The 24,282-nt window shown below is 66.3% G+C and carries 26 protein-coding genes; 16 read left to right on the top strand and 10 right to left on the bottom strand.

Features of this window, described 5'->3' with window-relative positions; translation table 11 throughout:
- Positions 1-130: 130 nt before the first annotated feature.
- Positions 131-346: a hypothetical protein gene (locus BKA23_RS09195; RefSeq protein ID WP_145227460.1), complete on the top strand. Its 216-nt coding sequence runs from the start codon at positions 131-133 to the stop codon at positions 344-346.
- Between the two features lie 25 nt (positions 347-371).
- Here BKA23_RS09195 and BKA23_RS09190 read toward each other — a convergent pair whose 3' ends face one another.
- Positions 372-941 carry a DUF3043 domain-containing protein gene (locus tag BKA23_RS09190; RefSeq protein ID WP_246104540.1) on the bottom strand — a complete coding sequence of 190 codons (570 nt, stop codon included), beginning with the start codon at positions 939-941 and terminating at the stop codon, positions 372-374.
- A gap of 164 nt (positions 942-1,105) precedes the next feature.
- Here BKA23_RS09190 and BKA23_RS09185 point away from each other — a divergent pair, with 164 nt between their 5' ends.
- Genes BKA23_RS09185 through BKA23_RS09175 form a run of 3 tightly spaced genes read left to right on the top strand, consistent with a single transcriptional unit; the run spans position 1,106 to position 4,418 of the window.
- A complete protein-coding gene (locus BKA23_RS09185) occupies positions 1,106-2,419 on the top strand; it encodes a dipeptidase (RefSeq protein ID WP_246104607.1) in 1,314 nt (437 codons plus the stop codon).
- A 2-nt stretch (positions 2,420-2,421) separates the two neighbouring features.
- Positions 2,422-3,456, top strand: coding sequence for a glutathione S-transferase family protein (locus BKA23_RS09180; RefSeq protein ID WP_145227455.1), 1,035 nt, complete (start codon positions 2,422-2,424; stop codon positions 3,454-3,456).
- Complete coding sequence (locus tag BKA23_RS09175; RefSeq protein ID WP_246104539.1) at positions 3,453-4,418, top strand: nucleoside hydrolase; 966 nt, start codon at positions 3,453-3,455, stop codon at positions 4,416-4,418. Before BKA23_RS09180 ends, BKA23_RS09175 begins: the two co-directional genes overlap by 4 nt.
- Positions 4,419-4,478: 60 nt before the next feature.
- Here BKA23_RS09175 and BKA23_RS09170 read toward each other — a convergent pair whose 3' ends face one another.
- Positions 4,479-5,411 carry a phosphotransferase gene (locus BKA23_RS09170; RefSeq protein WP_170226437.1) on the bottom strand — a complete coding sequence of 311 codons (933 nt, stop codon included), beginning with the start codon at positions 5,409-5,411 and terminating at the stop codon, positions 4,479-4,481.
- Positions 5,412-5,513: 102 nt separating this feature from the next.
- Between BKA23_RS09170 and BKA23_RS09165 the strand changes: the two genes are divergently transcribed.
- The 8 genes from BKA23_RS09165 to BKA23_RS09130 all read left to right on the top strand — a co-directional run bounded on the left by BKA23_RS09165 (position 5,514) and on the right by BKA23_RS09130 (position 12,828).
- Positions 5,514-6,188, top strand: coding sequence for a M50 family metallopeptidase (locus BKA23_RS09165; protein ID WP_246104538.1), 675 nt, complete (start codon positions 5,514-5,516; stop codon positions 6,186-6,188).
- A gap of 55 nt (positions 6,189-6,243) precedes the next feature.
- Complete coding sequence (locus BKA23_RS09160) at positions 6,244-7,314, top strand: glycerate kinase (RefSeq protein WP_170226436.1); 1,071 nt, start codon at positions 6,244-6,246, stop codon at positions 7,312-7,314.
- Between the two features lie 93 nt (positions 7,315-7,407).
- Complete coding sequence (locus tag BKA23_RS09155; protein WP_145227452.1) at positions 7,408-7,773, top strand: HesB/IscA family protein; 366 nt, start codon at positions 7,408-7,410, stop codon at positions 7,771-7,773.
- Positions 7,774-7,936: 163 nt separating this feature from the next.
- Positions 7,937-8,914 carry a carbohydrate kinase family protein gene (locus BKA23_RS09150; protein ID WP_145227451.1) on the top strand — a complete coding sequence of 326 codons (978 nt, stop codon included), beginning with the start codon at positions 7,937-7,939 and terminating at the stop codon, positions 8,912-8,914.
- Positions 8,915-8,932: 18 nt separating this feature from the next.
- Positions 8,933-9,688 carry a leucyl/phenylalanyl-tRNA--protein transferase gene (gene aat, locus BKA23_RS09145; protein ID WP_145227450.1) on the top strand — a complete coding sequence of 252 codons (756 nt, stop codon included), beginning with the start codon at positions 8,933-8,935 and terminating at the stop codon, positions 9,686-9,688.
- Positions 9,689-9,716: 28 nt separating this feature from the next.
- Positions 9,717-10,661 carry an aa3-type cytochrome oxidase subunit II gene (gene ctaC / locus BKA23_RS09140; protein WP_425473762.1) on the top strand — a complete coding sequence of 315 codons (945 nt, stop codon included), beginning with the start codon at positions 9,717-9,719 and terminating at the stop codon, positions 10,659-10,661.
- On the top strand, positions 10,661-12,430 hold the full coding sequence (gene ctaD, locus BKA23_RS09135) for an aa3-type cytochrome oxidase subunit I (RefSeq protein ID WP_145227449.1): 1,770 nt from the start codon (positions 10,661-10,663) through the stop codon (positions 12,428-12,430). The genes ctaC and ctaD overlap by 1 nt, the downstream gene beginning before the upstream one ends.
- Positions 12,427-12,828: a cytochrome c oxidase subunit 4 gene (locus tag BKA23_RS09130; RefSeq protein ID WP_145227448.1), complete on the top strand. Its 402-nt coding sequence runs from the start codon at positions 12,427-12,429 to the stop codon at positions 12,826-12,828. Before ctaD ends, BKA23_RS09130 begins: the two co-directional genes overlap by 4 nt.
- Positions 12,829-13,600: 772 nt before the next feature.
- Here the strand turns inward: BKA23_RS09130 and BKA23_RS09125 are convergent.
- The 5 genes from BKA23_RS09125 to ctaE form a co-directional block, all read right to left on the bottom strand.
- The gene (locus tag BKA23_RS09125) at positions 13,601-13,966 is read right to left on the bottom strand and encodes a metallopeptidase family protein (protein ID WP_145227447.1); all 366 of its coding nucleotides are present in this window, start codon (positions 13,964-13,966) and stop codon (positions 13,601-13,603) included.
- Between the two features lie 306 nt (positions 13,967-14,272).
- Entirely contained in the window at positions 14,273-16,057 is a 1,785-nt protein-coding gene (gene qcrB / locus BKA23_RS09120; protein WP_145227446.1) for a cytochrome bc1 complex cytochrome b subunit, read from the bottom strand.
- Positions 16,057-17,196, bottom strand: a complete 1,140-nt coding sequence (gene qcrA, locus BKA23_RS09115; protein WP_145227444.1) for a cytochrome bc1 complex Rieske iron-sulfur subunit — start codon at positions 17,194-17,196, stop codon at positions 16,057-16,059. The genes qcrB and qcrA overlap by 1 nt, the downstream gene beginning before the upstream one ends.
- A complete protein-coding gene (qcrC, locus tag BKA23_RS09110) occupies positions 17,196-17,978 on the bottom strand; it encodes a cytochrome bc1 complex diheme cytochrome c subunit (protein WP_145227442.1) in 783 nt (260 codons plus the stop codon). Before qcrC ends, qcrA begins: the two co-directional genes overlap by 1 nt.
- Before the next feature lie 52 nt (positions 17,979-18,030).
- Complete coding sequence (gene ctaE / locus BKA23_RS09105; RefSeq protein WP_484336726.1) at positions 18,031-18,684, bottom strand: cytochrome c oxidase subunit 3; 654 nt, start codon at positions 18,682-18,684, stop codon at positions 18,031-18,033.
- A gap of 200 nt (positions 18,685-18,884) precedes the next feature.
- Here ctaE and BKA23_RS09100 point away from each other — a divergent pair, with 200 nt between their 5' ends.
- Positions 18,885-19,325: a response regulator transcription factor gene (locus BKA23_RS09100; protein WP_145227440.1), complete on the top strand. Its 441-nt coding sequence runs from the start codon at positions 18,885-18,887 to the stop codon at positions 19,323-19,325.
- 14 nt (positions 19,326-19,339) lie between these two features.
- Entirely contained in the window at positions 19,340-20,410 is a 1,071-nt protein-coding gene (trpD, locus tag BKA23_RS09095) for an anthranilate phosphoribosyltransferase (protein ID WP_246104537.1), read from the top strand.
- Here trpD and BKA23_RS09090 read toward each other — a convergent pair.
- The 3 genes from BKA23_RS09090 to BKA23_RS17640 form a co-directional block, all read right to left on the bottom strand.
- Entirely contained in the window at positions 20,399-20,680 is a 282-nt protein-coding gene (locus BKA23_RS09090; RefSeq protein ID WP_145227436.1) for an Lrp/AsnC family transcriptional regulator, read from the bottom strand. The genes trpD and BKA23_RS09090 overlap by 12 nt on opposite strands.
- 72 nt (positions 20,681-20,752) lie before the next feature.
- Entirely contained in the window at positions 20,753-22,507 is a 1,755-nt protein-coding gene (locus BKA23_RS09085) for a DEDD exonuclease domain-containing protein (protein ID WP_145227434.1), read from the bottom strand.
- A gap of 139 nt (positions 22,508-22,646) precedes the next feature.
- The gene (locus BKA23_RS17640) at positions 22,647-23,129 is read right to left on the bottom strand and encodes a hypothetical protein (protein ID WP_170226300.1); all 483 of its coding nucleotides are present in this window, start codon (positions 23,127-23,129) and stop codon (positions 22,647-22,649) included.
- Positions 23,130-23,141: 12 nt separating this feature from the next.
- On the opposite strand from BKA23_RS17640, the gene BKA23_RS09075 reads away from it, so the two are divergent.
- Together BKA23_RS09075 and BKA23_RS09070 are read left to right on the top strand one after the other, a co-directional pair.
- Positions 23,142-23,306: a hypothetical protein gene (locus tag BKA23_RS09075; protein WP_170226299.1), complete on the top strand. Its 165-nt coding sequence runs from the start codon at positions 23,142-23,144 to the stop codon at positions 23,304-23,306.
- Positions 23,303-24,253: a gluzincin family metallopeptidase gene (locus tag BKA23_RS09070; protein WP_145227430.1), complete on the top strand. Its 951-nt coding sequence runs from the start codon at positions 23,303-23,305 to the stop codon at positions 24,251-24,253. Before BKA23_RS09075 ends, BKA23_RS09070 begins: the two co-directional genes overlap by 4 nt.
- Positions 24,254-24,282 lie beyond the last annotated feature (29 nt).

The following is a 24,282-nucleotide window of genomic DNA, read 5'->3' as shown; positions in this document are numbered from 1 at the left end:
AGTCCGGTCACGCCGATCATGTATGCCGGCTGCTGCCATGCATGTCACGGCGCCGACGTGCGCACTGCTGCCACAACCGAACTCGGCCACGACGCCGACGTGCCGTTGGCACCACCTAGGGTTGCGTGTCATGAGCAACGAGTGGACGTGGAGTTACGAGGACCTCAGCGGCGCACCGGTGACCGGAGACGCGCTCGTCTCGTCGGCCTTCCCGACACAAAGCGACGCCGAGACCTGGCTCGGGGCGCAATGGCAGGAGCTTTCCGCGGCAGGAGTGGCTGCTGTCACGCTGCACGAGAGCGACGCTGTCGTCTACGGTCCGATGTCGCTGGCCGACGGCAGCTGACCCCCCGGGGGGTGTGACGCGCCGGTCAGACGCGCTGACCGCGCTTGACCTGAGGGCCGGGACGCCGTCCCATCCGCAACTGGAAGGCGCGGGTCGCGGCATACCGCGCGTAGCCCTTGGGCGGTTCTTCGCCGAACTTCTCGCGGACGGAGCGCTTGACCCGTCGCACCAGAAAGAAACCGTCGATGACCAAAGCAGCGACGACGAACCACAGCACGACGAACATTGCCGCCTGGACGTTGCGGTCTCGCACCAGCGACAGCGCCAGCACGACGACCATCAGCGGCAGCACGAATTCGCCGAAGTTCCAGCGTGAGTCGACGACGTCACGGATGTGGCGCTTGACCGGTCCACGGTCGCGGGCCGGCAGTGCCTTCTCGTCGCCCCGGGCGAATGCCTCGCGCTGGTCCATGCGTGCGCGCCGGGCCTCGTCGCGGGCCTGGCGTTGCGCGGCCTTGCGGTCGACCGGCACCAGCGGCTGACGGCGCGCGGCCTCGGCCTCCTTGCGCTTCGGGGTCGGACGACCCTTCTTCTGGGTGGTGCTTGACGAGCCCGCGTCCACCGAGATGCGCTCAGGGGTCGGGTCGGGAGTCACTGTCGTTGATTTGCTTCGGCCGAACACGTCGGCAATCTTACGGGGCGCGGGGCCCGTCGAGACCGCTCGTGCTCGCGGCTCCGGCGTGGAGCACTAGCGTGAGCAGGGTGACCGACGTCGACGCCGCCCGTATCTCTGCCATCGCCACCCATGTCCGCGAGCTCATGCCGCAGGTCCAGTCCGATCTGGAGCAGCTGACCCGCATTCCGAGTGTCTCTCTCGATTCGTTCGACCAGACCCAGGTCGATCGCAGCGCGGAGGCCGTTGCGCAGTTGTTGCGGGCCGAGGGTCTCGACGTGCAGATCGTGCGCGAGGGCGGACGACCTGCGGTCATCGGCAGGCTCGCCGCGCCCGAAGGTGCTCCGACCATCACGCTGTACGCCCACCACGACGTGCAGCCCCCGGGCGACGACGCCGACTGGGATTCCGCGCCGTTCGAACCCGTCGTGCGTGACGGCCGACTGTACGGTCGCGGCGCGGCGGACGACAAGGCCGGTGTCATGGCCCATATCGCGGCGCTGCGCGCACACGACGGCCGTCCTCCGGTCGGCGTCAATGTCTTCGTCGAGGGCGAGGAGGAGGTCGGTTCGGATTCCCTGGCCACGATCCTGCAGCGGCATGGTGATCTGCTCGCGGCCGATGCGATCGTGTTGGCGGATTCCACCAACTGGCAGATCGGCGTCCCCGCCCTGACGACCACGCTGCGCGGGATGATCCGTGTGGTCGTCTCGGTGCGGACGCTGGATCACAGCGTGCATTCCGGCATGTATGGCGGGCCGGTGCCCGACGCGATCACCGCGCTCGTGCGGGTGCTCGCGAGTCTGCACGACGACGACGGTGAGGTCGCGCTGCAGGGCCTCGCCGGTGGCGATGCTGCCGAACTCGACTTCGACGAAGAACGACTGCGCGAGGAGAGCGGTCTGCTGGAGGGCGTGCAGGTCATCGGATCTGGCTCCTTGCTGTCGCGACTGTGGACCCGGCCCGCGATCAGCACCATCGGCATCGACGCACCTGGCGTCGACGTCGCCTCCAACACGCTGGTCCCGGCTGCTCGTGCCAAGGTGTCGATCCGGCTGGCTCCCGACCAGGACCCGCGCAAGGCATACGACCTGGTGCGCGACCACATCGTGCGGCATACACCATGGGGAGCCCAGGTCGAGGTGACCCTCGACGACGAAGGTCCCGGGTTCGCGGCCGACGCCGAAGGCCCGATCTACGACGCGGCGCGCGCGTCCTTCGCCGATGCCTGGGACGGCACCCAGCCGGTCGATGTCGGCGTCGGCGGTTCCATCCCGTTCGTCGCAGCCTTCGCCGAGAAGTTCCCCGAGGCCGCCATCCTGGTCACCGGCGTCGAGGACCCGGACACACGCGCCCACGGCGCGAACGAGAGCCTGCACCTCGGCGAGTTCGAGCGCGTCTGCATCGCCGAAGCTGTACTGCTGGAACGGCTGGCCACACTGACACCGAAGGAGGCCTGATCATGGCAAAGGGCACGTATGTCGAGCCGACGTTCGAGCGCGACACCAACTACATCACCACGCGGATCCTGCGGGACGGCTCGGAGGGCTGGCCCGTCGAGCCCGGCAGATACCGCCTGGTCGTGAGCCGCGCTTGTCCGTGGGCGAGCCGCGCCGTCATCGTGCGACGGCTGCTGGGACTGGAAGACGTCATCTCGATGGGCGTGTGCGGGCCGACCCATGACTCCGACAGCTGGACCTTCGACCTCGACCCCGACGGGCTCGACCCGGTGCTGCGCATCCCCAGGATCAAGGACGCCTACCTGCGCCGTGACCCGGACTACCCCCGCGGCATCACCGTGCCGGCGATGGTCGACGTTCCCACCGGCCAGGTCGTGACCAACGACTTCGACCGGATGACAAGGGATTTCGTCTCCGAGTGGACGCAATTCCATCGTGCCGGTGCTCCGGATCTCTATCCGGAGGCGCTGCGCGAGGAGATGGAGCCGGTGATGCGGCGCATCTACACCGAGGTCAACAACGGCGTCTACCGCTGCGGATTCGCCGGCACCCAGGAGGCGTACGACGCGGCATACGAGCGCTTGTTCACCGCCTTGGACTGGCTGGAGCAGCGACTGACCGGGCGGCGGTATCTGCTGGGCGACACGATCACCCTGGCCGACGTGCGCTTGTTCACGACGCTGGTGCGCTTTGATCCGGTCTACCACGGCCACTTCAAGTGCAATCGGGGCAAGCTGATCGAGCTGCCGGCACTGTGGGGATATGCCCGCGACCTGTTCCAGACACCCGGCTTCGGTGACACCGTCGACTTCACCCACATCAAGCGGCACTACTACATCGTGCACAGCGACATCAATCCGACAGGAGTCGTTCCGCTCGGTCCCGACCTGGCCGGTTGGCTGACACCGCACGGCCGAGAGGCGTTGGGCGGCAACGCTTTCGGCGCTGGCACGGCGCCCGGTGCCATTGCCGAGGGGGAGCGCGTCGACCCGGCGCACAACCCGGCGGTGGGGCCTGACGGCCTGGTGCACGTGTGACGATCCCGATCGTCATGGACGTCGACACCGGTGTCGACGACGCCTGCGCCCTGTTGCTGGCGGCCTGCCATCCCGGTCTCGATTTGCGAGCCGTCACCTGCGTCGGCGGCAACACCGTCGTCGACGACGTGGTGCGAAACACCCTGACAGTGCTGGATGTCGCAGGTCGCGCCGACGTGCCGGTCGCGCGCGGAGCGGCCCGCCCGTTGCTGGAGGAGCCGGTCGACGCCCGACACGTGCACGGTGACGATGGGATGGGCGACTTGGGTTGGGAGTTCTCGTCCCGCCAGCCGGACGAGCGCCATGCGGTCGAGTTGCTGCGCGACCTCTTCCTGGCCGCGGCGACGGACGGAGAGCCGATCACCCTGGTGCCGACTGCACCGATGACCAACGTCGCGCTACTCCTGCGGACGTATCCGCAAGCAGCACAAGGGATTTCGCGGATCGTGTTCATGGGTGGCGCCGCGCGCCACGGCAACGCGACGGCGTCCGCAGAATTCAACGTCTTCCATGACCCGGAGGCCGCGGCGATCGTGCTCGACGCGGCCGCCGAACTCGGCATACCGGTGACGATGTACGGCCTCGACGTGTTCTACGAACCGGTCATCACCCGCGCCGAGGCCGAGAGGCTTGTCGCATCAGGTGGTCATGGCCCGGCGGAGCTCGCCGGCGCGCTGATTGCCTTCCAGTGCGACCGTTTCGGTGCACCCAGCGCCACCATCGGAGACGCCGGAGCCGTGTGCGCGGTGTTGGATCCGCAAGGTTTGCAGTGCGTTTCGATGCCGGTGCGGGTCGAACTCGCGGGCACCTGGAGCCGCGGACGCACCATCGCCGACGCGCGTGACTGGGCCGGCGACCTCGCGCACGATCCGCACGGCAAGGCCCCCGCGACCATCGAGGTCGCTCTGGGTGTGGACGCACGTCGATACGCCGATCTCTGGCTCCACTCCGTCCACGGCTGACAGTTCGCGGTCTGCCGGTCAGTGGTTGACCGACCGCGTGGGCGTCCGCGGTGGCACCGATCAGATCCGGTATGCCGACCGGTGACGCGCACGTGTTGCACCGTCTGCCATCCGGTTGAGCACTGCCGACCACGGGTCCAATCCCTGCCGCCAGCGACCGATGCGCCAGATCACCGAGCCGGCGCAGCGTCGCATCACCAGCTCCGGAACCAATGCCAACTCGTCGTCGCGCAACTGATCGGCGGTGTCGAAAGCCGTGACGAACGCTTGCTTCTGGGCTTCGAACCCGTCCTCCCACGGATCATCGACACAGGTGCACAATCCGGTGACCACGTCGTTCACTCGCGCGTCCCATCCGGCGATCTCGAAGTCGAGCAGCCCGGTGATCACGCCGTCGTTGATAAGCGCATTGGACGTGGCGACATCCCCGTGGGTCACCTGCCCCGGCAAAGCGGCAAGAGCGTCCGTGAGGTGCTCGTCCAGTTCCATTTGCCGAACGAACCACGACGTGTCGACCTCACGCTGCGCCGACGCGACGACGTCGGCGAGATTGCCGGCATGCTCGTGGGTGCTGACGATCGACCGGCCGTCCCAGTCGTGCACTCCCAGCCCTCTCGGCGCTGACGCCAACGTTGCCCACAGTTGCCCGAAAGCTCGTGCCACCGCTTCGATCTCATGGATGCCCCGGCTCGGTTTACGACCGGGGATGAGGCGATGCAGCGTCACCGGCGCCGAGCCGTCGACCGCGAAGCATGCACCGTCCGTCGTGGGCAGCGCCAGCGGCACCTTGAAATCCAGCCCCTGCCTCGACAGCCACTCGAGCAGTCGTTGCTCCCGACGGACCTGTCCTGCGTCGAGGTTGTCGCAGCGCCGCCACACATAATCGATGCCGCCCGCCGCGACCAGCCGGACGGTGTTGTTGGTGCCGTGCGGAGGACCGATCGCCGGAGCTCTTGACGTCATACCCCACGGCGACAGATCGGGCGCGTCCATGGGCACCACCATCAAACGTCGACGGGCAGGAACGCACCCGATTTTCGGAACAGCGGCCGAGGGCGCCACGTTGCCTCAGACGTGGACCAGTGGTGGAACCGGGTGACCGCGACGGCGGCGATGCCCGACCGCACCGCCATCATCGTCATCGCTCTGGCCGCTCTGGCCTGTGTTGTATGGCGCCCGGCGTGGCGCGTCGGACGGCATGTGGTGACTGTCGCACACGAGGGTGCTCACGGGGTTGTCGCGCTTGCGGCCGGCCGACGCCTGTCCGGCATACGGCTGCACTCCGACAGCTCGGGCCTGACGGTGTCGCGCGGAAAGCCGCGCGGATTCGGGATGGTGGCAACGCTTTTCGCCGGATACTGCGGACCCGGGCTGCTCGGTCTCGGCGCCGCGGCCCTGCTGCGCAGCGGCCACGCAGTCGGGATGCTGTGGCTCCTGCTGATCGCCCTGGTGCTGCTGCTCCTGCAGATTCGCAACCTCTATGGCCTGTGGGTGGTGCTGGCCAGTGGCGCGGTGTTGTTCGGGGTCACCTGGTGGTTGCCGGGCACCTCGCAGTCGGTCGTGGCGCTGGCGGTCGCGTGGTTCCTGTTGTTCGCTGCACCGTGGTCGGTGATCGACATGCAGCGCACCAGACACGCCGGGCGCGGGGCAGGTTCTGACCCCGACCAGCTCGCGCGCATCACGCCGTTCCCGGCGCTGCTGTGGGTGCTGGCCATGCTGCTGATCACTCTTGCCTGCCTTGGCGGCGGGGCATGGTTGCTGCTGCGCTGACGCCGGTGACACGGTGGCCGACGTCCGTAGTGCACCCACCCCGCACAATGTGAGAGTGCGAGTTCTTGTCACCAGCGATCACTGGGGTGAGTTGTCGGCGTCGGAAGCGACGACGGCGATCGTGGTCGGATGGCAAGAGCGCGCTCCCTTCGTCGACATCGACGCGCTGCCGTTCTCTGCCGGCGGCCGCGGGTTCGTCGCGGCTCTTGATGACGCCATCGGCGGCTCCCGGGTGGCGGTCGCGGCCTCCTCAGCGACATGGGCGGATGTGCTGGTCTCGAACGGATGCACCTACGTCGAAGCGGCCCAGGTGTGTCCGGGGGGCGACTCCACCGGCCTCGGCACAGTCATCGACAACGTGCTGCACCGTGGCGCGCGGCGGATCGTGGTCGGCGTCGGCGACATCGACGGCGTCGACGGCGGTCGGGGATTGATCGAAGCGATCGGGCGCAGCGCCGATCTTGCGACCGCGCTCGCTGCTGCACGTGAGCGGCTCTCGGACGTCGAGCTCACCGTGGCCTACGACAACGAACGCACCCTGCTCGGCCTGCAGGGCGCCTGTGCCGCTGCCGTCGAGTCGCTGGGCTGGGATCCGCGCGTTGCCCAAGAGGCGGAGGCGGCGATGGGCAGGTATGCCGATCACGTCCGTCGGTTGCTGCCGGTGCGCCGTGACCTGATCAGCGGCAAGGAGCACCGGCTGGACCGTGAGCCGGGAGCCGGAGCAGGTGGTGGCATCGCCTTCGGTCTGGCAGCCCTGGGTGGCCGGTTGCTCGCGGGTGCGTCCTGTGTCGCCGACGTCGTCGGGTTGCGCCACCGCGTCGGTGCGGCCGATCTGGTGGTTGTCGGCACGCAGACGTTCGACTGGCGCTGCCTGGGGGAGCACCCGGTCTCGACCGTGGTTCGCGCTGCCGCGGCCGAAGCGAGGCCGACGGTGGTGCTGGCCGAACACGTCGAGGTCGGACGGCGCGAAACCATGTCGCTCGGAGCGTCTGCGGCATACAGCGTGATCGACCCCATGAGCCGCCGGCAGCCGCCGGCTCCCTCCGAACTGAGGGGTTCGTTGCAGGCACTGGCTCGGCGCGTGGCGGGGACGTGGACACCGCGGCCCCACGGCGACGTAGGCTGATCACTGCAGCAAGGAACATTCCCGTCACCGACGATGTTGACACCGTTGGACAACGTCAGATTCCGTTCGCACGCACGACGAAGGATTTCAAGCATGAGCGTCGACACCAACACCCCCCAGGCCGAGACCGAGACCCACGGCGTCATTCTCAGCGACGTCGCCGCTAGCAAGGTCAAGAGTCTGCTGGAACAGGAAGGCCGTGACGACCTGCGCCTGCGCGTCGGCGTGCAGCCGGGCGGCTGCTCGGGCCTGATCTACCAGCTCTACTTCGACGAGCGCACCCTCGACGGTGACCTCGTGCGCGACTTCGACGGTGTCGAGGTCGTCGTCGACCGGATGAGCGCGCCCTACCTTGATGGCGCGTCCATCGACTTCGCTGACACGATCGAGAAGCAGGGTTTCACCATCGACAACCCCAACGCCGGCAGCTCCTGCGCCTGCGGTGACAGCTTCAGCTGATCTGCATCGGCCGGCTCCCGCCTCGCGTGTCGAGGCGGTCGGCACCCCCCCCGGATTTCATCAGGCAGCGCACGGGACCTCGTCCCGTGCGCTGACCTGTATCCGGGTGCCTGAACGATGGCGGCCCGGGGAGGCGCGACGCCGACGACTAGCCTGGCGACTCATGAAGATCGCCGTGACCGGATCCATCGCCACCGACCACCTCATGACGTTCAAGGGCCGGTTCGCCGACTCCCTCGTCGTCGATCAGCTGGACAAGATCTCGTTGTCCTTCCTCGCCGACGAATTGCAGATCCGTCGCGGTGGTGTCGCCGCCAACATCAGCTTCGGTATGGCGAACCTCGGCCTGCGGCCGATCCTGGTCGACGCGGTCGGTGAGGACTTCGCCGACTACCGCAGCTGGCTGGAACGCCATGGCGTCGACTGCGATTCGGTCTACGTCTCGCAGACCCGGCACACGGCGCGATTCGTCTGCACCACCGACGACGACATGGCTCAGATCGCGACCTTCTACGCGGGTGCCATGAGCGAGGCGCGCGAGATCGAACTCGCGCCGGTCGCCCAGCGGGTGGGCGGCCTCGACATGGTGCTGATCGGGGCCAGCGACCCCGAGGGCATGCGTCGCCACACGATGGAGTGCCGCCAGCGCGGCATCCCGTTCATCGCCGACCCGAGCCAGCAACTCGCCTTCGCCGACGGGCCGTTCATCCGCGAGCTGATCAGTGGCGCGACCTATCTGTTCACCAACGAATACGAAGCCCACATGACCGAGCAGAAGACCGGGTGGAGCCCTGAGCAGATCCTCGACGAGGTCGGCACCCGCGTCATCACCCGGGGCAAGGAAGGCGCCGTCATACAGCGCAAGGGCCACGATCCGATCGAGGTGCCCGTGGCCGCCGAGGTTCGCCGGCTCGACCCGACCGGCGTCGGCGATGCCTTTCGTGCCGGTTTCATCGCTGGTCTCACCTGGGAGCTGGACCTGCGCACCTGCGCCGAGGTGGGCTCGATGCTCGCGACCTACGTCCTGGAAACCGTCGGCACCCAGGAATACGTCCTGCGCCCGGACGACTTTCTGCAGCGGCTCACCGCCGCGTATGGCGAGGACACCGCGGCCGCGGTACGCCCCCACCTGCCCGCCTGACATCGCGCGACGTCATCGATGCCGGTCGAACCGCTCCGCACGCGGTGGCACCTGCCGTCGCCCGATCAGGCCGATGACACCGACCTGATCGCCGTCGGTGCAGATCTGCTCCCCGGCACTTTGCTGGCGGCCTACCGCGCCGGTCTGTTCCCGATGGGCGTCGGCGACGACGGGACGCCGCCGATCGGCTGGTGGTCACCCGTGCATCGCGGGGTGCTGCTGCGCGGGGACCACCATGTCTCGCGGTCGTTGCGACGGTCCCGGCGCCGATTCACCGTCGGTTTCGACGACGATTTCGACGGGGTCGTGGCCGCCTGCGCGGATCCGCAACGGGATGGGCGCTGGATCACGACGGACATCGCAGCTGCCTATCGCACGCTCTTCGACCTGGGTTGGGCGCATTCGGTCGAGGTGCGCAACAGCGTCGGAGATCTGGTCGGCGGGCTGTATGGCGTAGCCATCGGCGGGCTGTTCGCAGGGGAGTCGATGTTCCATCGTGAGACTGACGCCGGCAAGGTCGCGGTCTGGGCGACGGCGGAGGTGGTCTTCGCCGATGCCGACCCCGATCGGATGATCGACGTGCAGTGGTCGACCGACCATCTGGCATCTCTCGGAGTGCGAGAAATACCCCGCTCGGACTACCTTCGGCGGCTTTCTCGTGCCACCAGGTGCACAACACCTGCGGTATGGCGCCGACGGACGCCGTCGGATCGTCCAGTCCTCGTCCCGGACAACGAAATTGACAGGAACCAAGGTCGAGCCCCAACGACGTGAACGAACGAGCCTGGGGTACGGTTTCCCCGTGCCCGGATCAGATGAACGCAGCGTCGAAGACACGCGTCGCGCCCACTCCAGTTCCAGTCGTCGGCGGCGGGGCAAAGTTGCCTTCACCGGCCTGATCGCCGTCAGTGCGATGCTGCTCTCCGGCTGCACGCCGGTCGAGGAGCGCGGCTACCTGCCCAAGGGCGTCACGGCGATCTCGCCGCAGATCACGTCCTTCTGGAAGGCCACCTGGCTCTGGGCTCTTGCAGTCGGTGTCCTGGTGTGGGGCCTGATCCTCTACTGCGTCGTGCGCTACCGCCGCAAGAAGACCGACGTCGGACTGCCGCCGCAGTTGGCCTACAACGTGCCGATCGAGATCCTCTACACGGTCGTGCCCGTCTTCATGGTCGCCGTGCTGTTCGGCAAGACCGTCGAGCTCGAGAACAAGATGCTCGACACGAAGCCGAAGCCGGACGTCATCATCAATGTCGTCGGCAAACAGTGGTCGTGGGACTTCAACTACGTCAACGCCGACGTCTACGACGCCGGCCAGCAGGCCAACATGAACGCTCCGGACCCGGAGACCACCATCCCGACGCTGTACCTCCCTGTGAACCAACGCGTCGAGTTCGTGCTGACCTCCCGGGATGTCATCCACTCGTTCTGGGTGATCCAGTTCCTGCAGAAGATGGACATGATTCCGGGCAAGGTGAACCGCTTCGACGTCATACCGACGCAGATCGGCACCTTCGAGGGCAAATGCGCCGAGCTCTGCGGCGCCTACCACTCGCAGATGCTGTTCAACGTCAAGGTGGTCAGCGAGGCCGACTACCAGGCTCACCTGAACCAACTGCGCGCCGAGGGCAAGGTCGGATTCCTGTCCAATGCGCTGATGCGTGAGGGCTCGCAGATCGAACCCAACCAGCAGCAGTACCTCCCGCCGGGCGTCGACCAGTCCGACGTCGTGACCGAAGGAGCCAACTGATGGCTACCACCACCACCCATCGCGTCGGTGACGCCGGAGATTACGGTCGCCCGCGTGCTGCTTCGACCGTGCGCACCCGTCACCCCGGTCGCACCATTGTCAAGTGGATCACCGCGACCGACCACAAGGTCATCGGCAACCTCTACTTCATCACCTCGTTCGCGTTCTTCCTCGTCGGTGGTGTCCTCGCGCTGCTGATCCGCGCCGAGCTCGTCGAGCCCGGACTGCAGATCGTCGACAACCCCGAGCAGTTCAACCAGCTGTTCACCATGCACGGCACGATCATGCTGCTGCTGTTCGCGACTCCGCTGTTCGCAGGCTTTGCCAACGCTTTGATGCCGTTGCAGATCGGTTCGCCGGATGTCGCGTTCCCGCGGCTGAACATGTTCGCCTACTGGCTGTACCTCTTCGGCGGCCTCATTGCCTCGGCCGGCTTCCTCACCCCGCAGGGCGCTGCCGCGTTCGGTTGGTTCGCGTACGCGCCGCTGTCCAATGGCACCTACAGCCCCGGTCTCGGTGGAAACCTGTGGGTCTTCGGTCTGGCCCTGGCAGGTTTCGGAACCATCCTGGGTGCGGTCAACTTCATCACCACCATCGTGTGTATGCGTGCGCCCGGTATGACGATGTTCCGTATGCCGATCTTCACCTGGACGGTGCTGATCACGGCCATCCTGGTGCTCATCGTCTTCCCGGTGCTGGCGGCCGCGCTCTTCGGACTCGGCGCCGACCGCGTGATGGGAGCCCATGTCTTCGACCCGGCCACTGCTGGAGCAATGCTCTGGGAGCACATGTTCTGGTTCTTCGGGCACCCCGAGGTCTACATCATCGCGTTGCCCTTCTTCGGGATCATCTCCGAAGTGCTGCCGGTGTTCTCCCGCAAGCCGATCTTCGGCTACAAGACCCTTGTCTTCGCGACAATCGCCATCGCTGCACTCTCGGTGAGCGTCTGGGCCCACCACATGTACGCCACCGGCCAGGTGCTGTTGCCGTTCTTCGCAGTCATGACCATGCTCATCGCGGTGCCCACCGGTGTGAAGTTCTTCAACTGGATCGGCACCATGTGGGGCGGTTCGCTCACGTTCGAGACCCCGATGCTCTGGTCGCTCGGCTTCCTGGTGACCTTCCTGTTCGGTGGTCTGACCGGCATCATCCTGGCCAGCCCCGCTCTGGACTTCTCGCTGACCGACTCCTATTTCGTGGTGGCGCACTTCCACTACGTGGTGTTCGGCACCGTGGTCTTCGCAATGTTCGCCGGCTTCTACTTCTGGTGGCCCAAGCTCACCGGTCGGATGCTCGACGAGCGCTTGGGCAAGTTGCACTTCTGGTTGCTGTTCATCGGCTTCCACACGACATTCCTGATCCAGCACTGGCTGGGTGTGAAGGGTATGCCGCGTCGTTACGCCGACTATCTGCCGCAGGACGACTTCCAGTGGATGAACGACATCTCCAGCATCGGAGCCTTCCTGCTCGGTGTCTCGATGCTGCCGTTCATCTACAACGTGTGGAAGACCTGGCGTACCGCTCCGCTGGTCCAGACCGACGACCCGTGGGGTTACGGAGCCTCGCTGGAGTGGGCGACCTCGTGCCCGCCGCCGCGCCACAACTTTGACTCCATCCCGCGTATCCGCTCCGAGCGCCCCGCGTTCGACCTGCACCACCCGGAGGCAGCCGCGGCGTCGGTCAAACCAGCGGCGCAGACACTGGAGCAGTTGGGGGCACGCCGAGATACGGCCGCCGGATCGACCGACAAGGATGCTGATCAGCGATGAAGATCGAATACAAGCTGTTCGGAATCCTGTTCGCCTTCAGCCTCATCATGGCGCTGATCTACCTGCACTTCACTCACGGTGACGAGCCGGTCGGTGTGGTCGGTCTGTTCCTGACTGCGGGTCTCTGCCTGATGATCGGCAGCTTCATGTGGTGGACCGGCCGCAAGATCGACCTGCGCCCGGACGACGATCCTGACGGGGAGATCTCCGACGTCGAGGGTGACTACGGCTTCTTCAGCCCTCACTCGTGGTGGCCGCTGTTCCTGGCCGGCTCATGCGCGGTGCTCTTCCTCGGCCTGGCCGTCGGCTGGTGGCTGGTGATGCTCGCGGTCCCGCTCGCCGCCTTGTGCGTTGTCGGCTGGGTGTTCGAGTACTTCCACGGAGACAGCTCGATCTGAGGCGCGACATACGTCATACAGGTGCTGCCTGGGACCCCGTAGAGGGGATTCCCGGGCAGCATCCTTATGTCAGAGCAAGACGACGGACTGGTTCGCCGGCTGAGCGATGTCCGGGAGGCGGCGTCGCCAGCAGACGAGACGGCCTCGTTGCCCGGCTGAGCGATGTCCGGGAAGCGGCGTCGCCAGCAGACGAGACGGCCTCGTTGCCCGGCTGAGCGATGTCCGGGAAGCGGCGTCGCCAGCTACACGAGATGTCCGCATTGGTCAGAAACGTCGCCATCATTCGACACATCGCGACATCTCGTGGAGGTAGCGGCCATTGTCGACCGGCAACGTCGGGGTGGCTGTGATGGCCACCACCGGTCACGAGGATCGAGAAGTGGGTGCACGGTCTGGGTGAGTGCACGGTCCGGCTGGGTGCACGGTCCGTGTGGCCGGTCACCACGAGATGTCGATCCTGGTCGGAAACCAGCTACACGAGATGTCCGCATTGGTCAGAAACGTCGCCATCATTCGACACATCGCGACATCTCGTGGAGGTAGGTGCTTGACCGAGTGTGGTGGGAGGCTCAGCTGGGTTCTGGCGTCGACCGACAGCGGATAACTGACGGTCGTGCTGTAGGTGCGGGGCCGATCCTTCCCAGACACGGCGTCCCGCCGCATCTACACGTCCGTGCTGTAGGTGCGGGGCCGATCCTTCCCAGACACGGCGTCCCGCCGCATCTACACGTGCGTGCTGTTACGTGCGGGGGGCCGATCGCGCGGGAGTGAGTCAGCCCCAGCCGAGTTCGTGCAGACGAGCGTCGTCGATGCCGAAGTAGTGGCCGATCTCATGCACAACGGTGACGCGGATCTGGCGCAGCAGTTCAGTGCGGTTGTGGGCCTGCCGACTGAGTGGGCCTTTGAAGATGTAGATCCGGTCGGGCAGATTACCGAAACCGTATCCGGACGACCTCTGCGTCAACGGGACACCGACATACAGTCCGAGCAGGTGGGGTGCACCCGGCATGTCGGCATCGGGTTCGTCCTGGATCAGGACGGCCACATTGTCGAGCTGCTTCAGCAGGTCTTCGGGGATGCTGGCCATCGCGTCGTCGACAGCGTGGTCGAATTCAGCGGCGGACATGTGCAGTGTCATGACGTCAGCCTCCGGCCGGTGGCATGTGCGGGAGAAGCGGCTGGCAGGCGCCGCGGGGGAGTGGAGAGTATGCCGCCCGCCTTGTCGATGCGTCGGCGTGGCCAGTGCGGCCTTCGGAAGGCGAGAAACGCGCTGTCTCCGAAGCGAGGGCAGGACTCACAAGGCCGTGCCCCGAAGGAAAGCTGCGGAAGACACGTGCCCGCGATGCCGGGTACGGCTGAGACACACATCGGCCATGACGGCCGACGCTGCTCGGAAGCAGGTCAGCGGTCATGGCCGATGAATGTTTCTTCAGTCAGTTGAACGTCACGGCTGCCGGTCGGCGTGCTGATGCTCGCTGGGATGACCGTACGCGTGGCTCTCGCCGAGCTCTTCCGCGCCACCGTGCATGTGACCGGACTCGGATTCGTCAGGGTGCGACTCGATCGCCTCGTGTGCATGACCGTCGTGGTGGGCAGCGGCCAGTTCCAGCGGGGTGACCGGCTCAATGCGATCCTTGAAGTAGTAGTGCGACAGCCGAGCGCGTAGCCGATCCTTGCGAGCGGTCGCCTTGCGCACGCCATTCTCGTCCGTGCCGGCGGGCAACGCGATCGGCTCGTGCGCCTCGAACGACACCAGACGCCAACGGTCGTACTCGTTGAGCGGCTCGTGCGCTTCGAAGAATCGGCCCTCCGCGGTGCGGACGATACGGCCGCTCTCCCGACCGTGCAGCACCAGGTCGCGGTCACGACGCTGCAACGACAGACACAACCGCTTGGTCACCCAGAACACGATCGGCGGCATGATGATCAACCCGACTTGGAAACTTCGGGTGATGTCGTCGATCGACAACTGGAACTTCACGGCAATGATGTCGTTGCCGCAGGCAGCAAACAGGATGCCGTAGAAGGTGATCGCCGCCATACCGAGCCCGGTGCGGGTCGGAGCATTGCGCGGACGGTCGAGAATGTGGTGCTCACGCTTGTCGCCGATCACCCAGGATTCGACGAACGGATACGCGCCCATGATCGTCCACAGGATCGGCAACAGCAGGATTGCGCCGATCATGATGTTGAAGCTGAACGTTCGATGGAACAGGTTGAATTCCAGGAAGCCCGGCAGAAGTCGGAGCGCACCGTCGGCGAAGCCCATGTACCAGTCCGGCTGTGAGCCGGCGGTCACCATCGTGGGCTCGTAGGGGCCGTACATCCAGATCGGGTTGATCGAGACCAAGCCGGCGATCAGCGCGGTGATACCGAAGACCACGAAGAAGAAGCCGCCGGCCTTTGCGGCATACACCGGCATCATCGGGTAGCCGACGACGTTCTTGTCCGTGCGGCCGGGGCCGGGGTACTGGGTGTGCTTGTGCACCATCACCAGGATGATGTGAGCAGTGAACAAGCCGACCAGGATCGCCGGAAGCAGCAGCACGTGAATGGTGAAGAAGCGCGGAATGATGTCCTCGCCCGGGAAGCCGCCACCGAACAGGAAGTAGCTGATGTAGGTGCCGAGAACCGGGATGGACAGGATGAATCCCTGCATGGCGCGGATACCGGTGCCGGACAGAAGGTCGTCCGGCAACGAGTAACCGATGAAGCCCTCGACCATCGCCAGCAGGGCGAGGATGAGGCCGATCATCCAGTTGATCTCGCGCGGCTTGCGGAAAGCGCCGGTGAAGAACACGCGGAACATGTGCAGCGCGATCGAGACGACGAAGATCAATGCCGCCCAGTGGTGGATCTGCCGCATCAGCAGACCACCACGGATGTCCATCGAGATCTTGACCGTCGAGGCGAAGGCCTCACTCATCTGGACGCCGCGCAACGGCACATAGGAGCCGGTGTACGTGGTCTCGCCCATGCTGGGCACGAACCAGAAGGTGAGGAAGGTCCCGCTGATCAACAGGATGATCAGCGAGTACATCGCGATCTCACCCAGCATGAACGACCAGTGGTCGGGGAAGACCTTCTTCATCAGGTAGCGGACGCCCTTGGCGGCGCCGGTGCGTTCGTCGACCCAGCTGGCGACGCCACCGATGGGACCGCCGTCACCCGAGGGTGCACCGGTCTTGTCGTTGGCGCGCAGCGACTCAGCGCCGGAGTTGCTGCTCATCAGCCACGCTCCCAGAAGCTCGGGCCCACCGGTTGTCCGAAACCGTGCGGCGCATAGAGGTAACCGGCGTCATCCACTTCGATCTTCAACTGCGGAAGGGGACGTTTTGCCGGTCCGAAAATCACCCGGCAGTCCTCACTCAGGTCGAAGGTCGACTGGTGACACGGGCACAGCAGGTGGTGCGTGGTGTGCTCGTACAGGCCGACCGGGCAACCGACGTGGGTGCAGATCTTCGAGTAGGCCACAACACCGTTGAGACCCCACTCACGCTCCTTGGCGCTCTTGATCTCGCTGTTCTCAAGGCTGATCAGGATGACGGCGGCCTTGACCTTTTGGTTGTTCGGCTCCGCGGTGTCGTTGATACCTTCGGGCAGGACGTGGAAGACCGAGCCGAGGGTGACGTCGGACAGGAGTATGGCGGTGCCCTCCGGGTCGCGCATCAACCGACGCGGCCTGGTGACCGGCTTCCCGTCGACGATCATCGGAGTGCCGTTGGCGTTGAGGACAGGCACCCCGGTGTCCCACAACGTGGTGCGCAGGTCTTCGACGACGCTGCTGCCGGTCGGACCGAGCGAGCCCACCAACTGCAGGCCGAGCGGCAGTGCGAAGATGCCGAGCGCGCCGCCCAGGGTGTACTTGATCAACGGACGCCGCTTGAACTGCGAGGTTTCGATGCCGTCGTTGAGAGTCTCCACGAAGGCCTGACGGTCCTCGTCGGACGTGCGCAGCTCGTGGCGTTCCTCGACCACTTCTTCGTCGGACATGAGTGTCTTGGCCCAGTGGATCGCACCGAGACCGATGCACAGCAGGGACACGCCCAGCGAGACGCCGAGTGCGACGTGCAGCGCTCCCACCTTGCCTGCGATGGGCAGGGTGACCGACTGCTCTTCACCGATGGCGAAATAGCTGACACAGAACAGGACCGTCGCCACCATCGAAATGCCGAACAGCGACGCGACTTGCACCTCGCTGCGGTGCGCGGCCTTCTCGTCGGTGTCACCGAGGCGGTGGACATGGGCCGGCAGGCCCGGGTCCACGAATCGCTCGGGTGCTTGTCCGACCGTGTCATGCGAACCGACGGCAGAGCCGTGGTTCTCGGCGTGGGTCACGTGCTTTCCTTCTGCGGACTCGTCGATCATCAGGCGGCCTTCTTACCGAGCCAGACGGCGACTGCGATCATCATGCCGATGCCGATGGTCCAGGCGAACAGACCTTCCGGCACCGGGCCGAGGTTGCCCAGGCTCCAACCGCCGGGGCTGGACTCGGTCTTGACGTTCATCAAGAAGGAGATGATGTCCTTCTTGTCCTGCGGACTGAGGTTCGCGTCATTGAAGATCGGCATGGATTCCGGGCCGGTCAGCATCGCCTCGTAGATGTGCTTTCCGGACACATCCATCAGGTCAGGCGCGTACTTGCCGCGAGTCAGGGCGCCACCGGAGCCGGCGAAGTTGTGACACATGGCGCAGTTCACGCGGAAGAGTTCACCGCCCTTCGCGATGTCACCGCCACCCGAGGTGAGGTCCGCGGGAGGGATCGCCGGGCCGGGTGCCAGCGAAGCGACGTAGGCGGCAAGCTGGGAAATCTCGTTCGTGCTGAACTGGACGATGATTCCGTGCTGCGCCTGCACACCGGGGTTCGCGAGCGGCATACGGCCGGTGCCGACCTGGAAGTCGACCGCCGCAGCGCCGACACCGACGAGGGACGGGCCGCCGTCACCGCCTGCGGCTTCGAGGCCGTGGCAGGTCGCGCAGTTGGACAGGAACAGCTTGTGGCCGGCCGCGATGGCCTGACTGTTGTCCGGCGCAGCGCTGGCGTCCTTGGGAGCGAACGCGGCATACAGCCCGCCTGTGATGATCAGACCGAGCAGCAGCACCACGGCGATCGCGGCGGGGTGCCGGCGCTTGGCTGCGATGGAAGTCACGAGGTGATCCTGTCGTCGGAGGGGTGCGATGCGGCGCTCATCGGTGTCGGCATCACTTCAGCAGGTAGATCGTGGCGAACAGAGCGATCCACACGACGTCGACGAAGTGCCAGTAGTAGGACACGACGATGGCGCCGGTGATCTGGTGGTGGGAGAACTTCTTGGCCGTGAACGTACGGCCGATGATCAGCAGGAACGCAATGAGGCCACCAGTCACGTGCATCGCGTGGAAACCGGTCGTCAGATAGAACATCGAGCCATAGGCGTCGGAGTTCAGCGAGATGCCGTCCCCGAACATGTTGGAGTACTCGAGCACCTGGCCGGAGACGAAGACCGCGCCGAAGAGGTAGGCGAGGACGTACCACTCGCGCATACCCCATTGCTTGAACTGCAGCAGCTTGCCGGTGCGCGAGGGCTGGCCCTGCTCAGCCTTCCAGACGCCCATCTGGCACCACACCGAGGAGATCACCAGGACCAGTGTGTTGCAGAAGGCGTAGGTCACCTCGAGGTGATTCGTGCGCTCGTGCCAGAGGCCGCCGGCGACTGATCGGATCGTGAAGTACATCGCGAAGAGTCCCGCGAAGAACATCAGTTCGCTGGACAGCCAGACCATGGTGCCAACGGCGGTCATGTTTGGCCGGGTCACCGGGCCGTGTCCGGCGGGTATCCCGGGATTGCTCGTATGAGCTGCAGTTGCGGTCGCCACGCGCAGAATTATGTACCCAATGGGGCGTCGGCGCGCGCGCGACCCCCCAACGAGTTTCATTTCACTGCAACGCTGCCCGGAATCACGCGGGTTCGAATGGGAACTCACAGACTGGTATGCCGGGGCGCGCTCGTCGTCGCACCTCTGACAACGGACGACTGCCGCGTTTGGTGCCCGATGGGACAAGTAGGATTCCGGGCATGACAGCTTCTTCCGTCGCGTCTCCGACCGGCGACCGCACCGGCACAGCGCACACCATCACCGTCCTGCTCTACAGCGACGACATCGCGACCCGGGATGCGGTGCGCGTCGGGGTTGGACGTCGACCTGCGAAGGACGTCGAGATTGCGGCGTGGCGCGAGTGCGCGACCGCCGACGCCGTCATCGAAGCGGTCGAGAAGGAGCGTTACGACCTGCTCATCCTCGACGGCGAGGCGGCAAAGGTCGGCGGTCTCGGTCTGGCGAAACAGTTGAAGAACGAGATCTACGACTGCCCCGACATCCTGGTGCTCACCGGTCGACCCGCTGACGGCTGGTTGGCGGCCTGGTCGCAGGCCGACGCTGCCGTTCCGCACCCCATCGACCCGATGACTCTGGGATCGGCGATCGCCGACCTGGCCCGTCGGGGTCGCACCTCCTGAACGACCGGCCCGTCGTGGTCGATCACAACAGTTGGCCCCGACTGCTGAACGCGCTGCTGGACGGCCGCGATCTGGCCGCCTCAGACACGTCGTGGGCGATGGACCAGATCATGTCGGGAGCCGCGACGGGTTCGCAGATTGCCGGCTTCCTCGTCGCGTTGCGCGCCAAGGGCGAGACTGTCGCCGAACTGCGTGGCCTCGCCGACGAGATGATCAGACACGCCGTGCCCATCAGCGTCCCCGGAGTCACTCTCGACATCGTCGGGACCGGCGGTGACGGGGCGCACACGGTCAACATCTCGACGATGTCGGCGATCGTCGCAGCGGGCGCCGGCGCCTCGATCGTCAAGCACGGCAACCGTGCAGCGTCCTCGCAATCCGGCGCTGCTGATGTGCTCGAAGCGCTCGGTGTCCGGCTGGATCTCAGCGCTGCGGACGTGGCGAGGGTTGCGGCCGAGGCCGGCATCACCTTCTGTTTTGCGCAGACCTTTCACCCGTCGTTCCGGCATACGGCACCGACTCGCAGCGAACTCGGCATCCGCACCGCCTTCAATGTGCTCGGTCCGCTGACCAACCCGGCCAGCCCGAGATATGCCTGCATCGGCGCTGCTGACCCGCGCATGGTCCCGTTGATCGCGGGTGTCTTCGCCGACCGGGGACGGGATGCCGTGGTCGTGCGCGGTGACGACGGACTCGACGAGGCGACGATCACCACCACCTCGACGTTGTGCTGGGTGCGCGGAGGTGAGGTCAGTGACCACGTCGTCGATCCGGGCGCGCACGGCCTGCAACTCGCCGACATCGCCGCTCTGCGCGGCGGGGACGCCGCTCACAACGCAGCGGTGGTGCGCACGCTGCTCTCCGGTGAGCGGGGCCCGGTGCGCGACGCCGTCGTCCTGAACGCAGGGTTGGCTCTCGCGGTGGTCGGACTCGAAGACGGCCCGGGCCGGTTCGGATCTCACGGTTCGCTCGACGAGGCGCTTTCCAGCGGTATGGCGCAGGCGCGCGCGTCGATCGACTCCGGCGCTGCGGCACGAGCCATTGAACGGTGGGTGCGGGCCACCCAGGACGGATCAGTCGTCTAAACCGATGGCGAAGGCCGCGCCCAGATCCTGTGCGGAGTAGGTGCGGAAGGCGATGTGCGTCTGCGAGTCGCGAACGCCGTCGACCTTGTTGAGGCGGTCCGCGATGACATCGGCGAAGTCTTCGTGCCGCGCGACGCGGGCGATTGCGATGAGGTCGACGTCGCCGGTGACGCTGTAGACCTCCGAGATGCCGTCGATCTCTGCGATCTGCTCGGCGACCTCGGGAATGCGGTGCACATCGGCTTTGATCATCACAATCGCGGAAATCATGGCAAGAGCCTAGTGCCGCAGGGTGCCCATCGTTGCGGTGACGGCACACAGAGCGTATGACGGTCGGTCGGCTCAGCCGGCGCGTGACGCGACGGACCAGTCGCTCGCCTCGCTGAATCCGGCCACGTCACGTTGTGAGCGCAACAGGGGTTCGAGGACGTCCTGGGCCTGACCGGCACCGTCGACCGGGCAGGTCCACACGCCGTCGATGTCGACCACCCGCACACCGGGCTGGTCGAGCCAGGTGAGAATCTTCTCCGTCTCCTCTGCCGATGCTGCCGGTGCCGGGCTCTGCGGCTCGGCGACGGTTTCGGCGGAGGCGCGCAAGGCCTCTATGAAAGGGCGCGGGTCGGCACCGCGAGGAGCCACGGTGGCCCCGGCGAAGCGGCCCCAACGCACACAGGTGAACTCCCAGCCACCCGTCGGCCGAGGTGCCGCGGCGATGATCTCTGCACTGTCGGCCAAGGGGCGGATGCGCTGAGCGCGTGCTGCCGCCCGCACCAGTGCGATCATCCGGTCGCGAACCAGGCTGGCATCCTCGAAGCGTTCACCCGCAGCCAGGTCGCGCAGTCGCTCGTCCAGTGCGTCGAGTACGCCGCGGCCGCTGCCGTCGAGGGTCTGTGCCGCCGAGCGCGCGATGAGTGCGTAGTCGTCGACGGACTGGGCACCGGTGCAGGGTGCACCGCATCGGCCCATCTCCGCGAGAGCGCACGCGGAGGACGTCGTCCGTGTCGACAGGCGTTTGGTGCATTGCCGCAACGGCAACACCTCGTGCACGGCCGCCATCGCCGCCTCGGCAGCAACCCGCGAGCCAAACGGGCCGGCATACGTGGCGTGGTCGCAACGGACCTCGCGCACGATCGACAACCGTGGGAATGCCTCGGCCGTGAGCTTGAGCCAGACGGCGCGCTCAGGATGACGTGAGCGACGGTTGTACCGCGGTTTGTGCTCCGCGATCAGGCGCAACTCGCGGACCTGGGCCTCCAACGTCGTCTGGCAGACGATCGGCGTGACGGATGCTGCCAAACCGACCATCTCAGCCATCCGGGATCGCTGCTCGGCTGCGGTGAAGTAGGTGCGGACTCTGCGTTTGATGTTGACCGAGGTGCCGATGTAGAGCGGTCGCTGGTGGTCGTCCTTGAAGATGTAGACCCCCGGCGCCGACGGCAATGGATCAGCAAGAAAACGCTTGCGCCGCTGACCCGGTGACACGCGGGCCGAGTAGGACTGCAACTCCTCCAGGGTGTGCACGCCGAGATTGCCGACCCGTTCCAAGAGGCCGTGCAGCACGTCGACGGTCGCACGGGCATCGTGCAGGGCACGGTGATCGGGCGTGGTCACCGCATGGAACAACTGCGCCAACGAGGAAAGTTTGTGGTTGGGGGATTCGTCGCGGCCGACCAGTTGGCGGGCCAGGTGCACCGTGTCGAGCACCTTGTTGCCGGGCCATGGCAGCCCGAGGCGTGCGGCATTCACCTTCAAGAACGTGATGTCGAAGCCGGCGTTGTGCGCCACCAGCACCGAGTCGCCGATGAACTCCAAAAAGGCAGGCAGGGCAGACTCGATGCGCGGCGCGCTTGCGACCATGCGGTCGGTGATGCCGGTCAGGACGGAGATGAAGGCGGGGATCGACTCCGCTGGATTGATGAGCGTCTGGAACTCCTCCAGGCGCTCGCCGGCCCGCACCTTCACCGCGCCGATCTCGGTGATGCGTGAGTCTGTGGCGCTGCCACCGGTGGTCTCGAGGTCGAGCACGACGAACGTGACGTCGGCGAGGGCCGTGCCCAGGTCCTCGAAGGTCGCCTGTATCGCTGCTGTCGTGCTCATGCCGCTGACGCTAGGCCCCGGGTACGACAACCACCGCCGCGCCGCGCCGAGGGACCGCAGCAGTACTGGCCTGCGTCATGAGGGAACGCCCCACCCGCTGTGAACCCAGCGGACGGGGCGTTCCCTCATGACGGTCCGCTCAGCGGCGACGCTTCATCTGCATCCGAAGGCCGGTGCCTGCGGACGCGACACCCACCACAACCAGGCCCGCTCCGGCGAGGATCAGGGTGGTGTCATTGCCCGAGGTGGCTGCCGGACCGTCGGTGACCACGGGCGGGCCGGAGGCTCCCCACGTCGGCGCCACCGGCTTGATGGTCGGAAGTCCGGCGCAGCTCTTGGGCAAGGCCGCGCGAACAGTGAAGCTGGACCCTGTACTTGACCCGCGCACGGTGATCGTGCCGCTGCTTCCCTTCGTGCCCAGAGCCGCATAGACGCCCGGGTCGTAGGGTTTGGCCGGGCCGAGCGACTTGGTGGGCAGGCCGGTGGTGGACAGCGTGACGTGGTTGTCACACCCCGCGCCTAGCGTCGTCCGTGACGGCGGCCGAGTCGGCCGCCCGAACTCCGGAACGAGGTGAGACCGATGCAGATCGACTGCGACAGCTGCCCGGTGCGCGAGCGCCACTGTGCGGAGTGCATGGTGACAGCGCTGCTGCAGCTTGCACCGCTGGAATTACGGCTCGATGACGACGAACGTGCGGCGGTGGACGCACTTGCCGCGCTCGGCATGGTGTCGGCCGGGGAGGCCGCCCGGGCCACCGCCCGGATCGAACCCTGGCGTCCGCTACGTTCGACCGGGTGATCGACGAACCCGCAGCGGCTCTCCCGGTGCGTTTCGACGTAGGGGACGGCTGGCTTCGGCAGCACGTCGACCGGCGGCTCGTCCTTCGAGCACTGCTGTCGATGGGCGCCTCGCCGGCGCTGGCAGGGTGTGCTTCGTCGACAACGGCGACACATCGGAGCTGGGCGAGCGGCTCAGCCACCGGAGGCAGTGGTGCGACTGCAACCGATCGCATCGCCGCGCGCATGCCTGGTGCTCGTGTGTTGCACGGATCTCGCGTGACGCTGGTCGGCGACGTTGCAGCTGCGCAACTGCAGGTGCTGTTCACGGCGGCGGAGCGGGCCGTTGGTTGGGTGTCCCAGGTGTGGGGAGAGCCGACAGTCGCGGCGCACGCACCCCTCACGCTGGCGGCTCCGAAGACGCTGACCGAGTTCCGGGCACTGGGTGGCGGCACGGGTGAGGCCGGGCAGATCGCCGCGACGACGACCCCGTCTCGCCTGATCGTCATCAGCCCGCAGTTGACCACCGAGGTCACTGCCGAGGGGGTCGTCGTGGTCCTCGCCCACGAGTTGACCCACGCGGTGCTCGGTCAGGGCGGCCTGACGGGCGTGCACCACTGGGTGATCGAAGGCTCGGCGGAGTACACGGCGTACCGGCCCACCGGGCTGGGTCTTGCCGCAGCGGCACCACAACTCGCGACTGTTGTCGCCAAGGGTCAGGTTCCCACTGGTCCGCCCGATGATGCCGAGTTCTCCGGATCGTCCGCGGATCCGCAGCAGGCCTACCAGTACGCATATGCGTACTGCCTCTTCCTGGCCGACCGATTCGGGCTGGCGGCGTTCACCTCATTTGTGAGAGCGGCAGACGCCAGGTCTGCCGACGCATTCGCCAGCGCGTTTGCGACCTCTATCCCGCGACTGAGCGATGCGTACGCCACGTTCCTGCGGTCACGTGTGCGAGCGGGTTGATCCGAGCTAACACGGCCATGATCCCGGTA

It is taken from the genome of Rudaeicoccus suwonensis, assembly GCF_007829035.1.
GTDB classification, from domain to species: domain Bacteria; phylum Actinomycetota; class Actinomycetes; order Actinomycetales; family Dermatophilaceae; genus Rudaeicoccus; species Rudaeicoccus suwonensis.
This window is presented reverse-complemented; position numbering and strand designations above follow the sequence as displayed.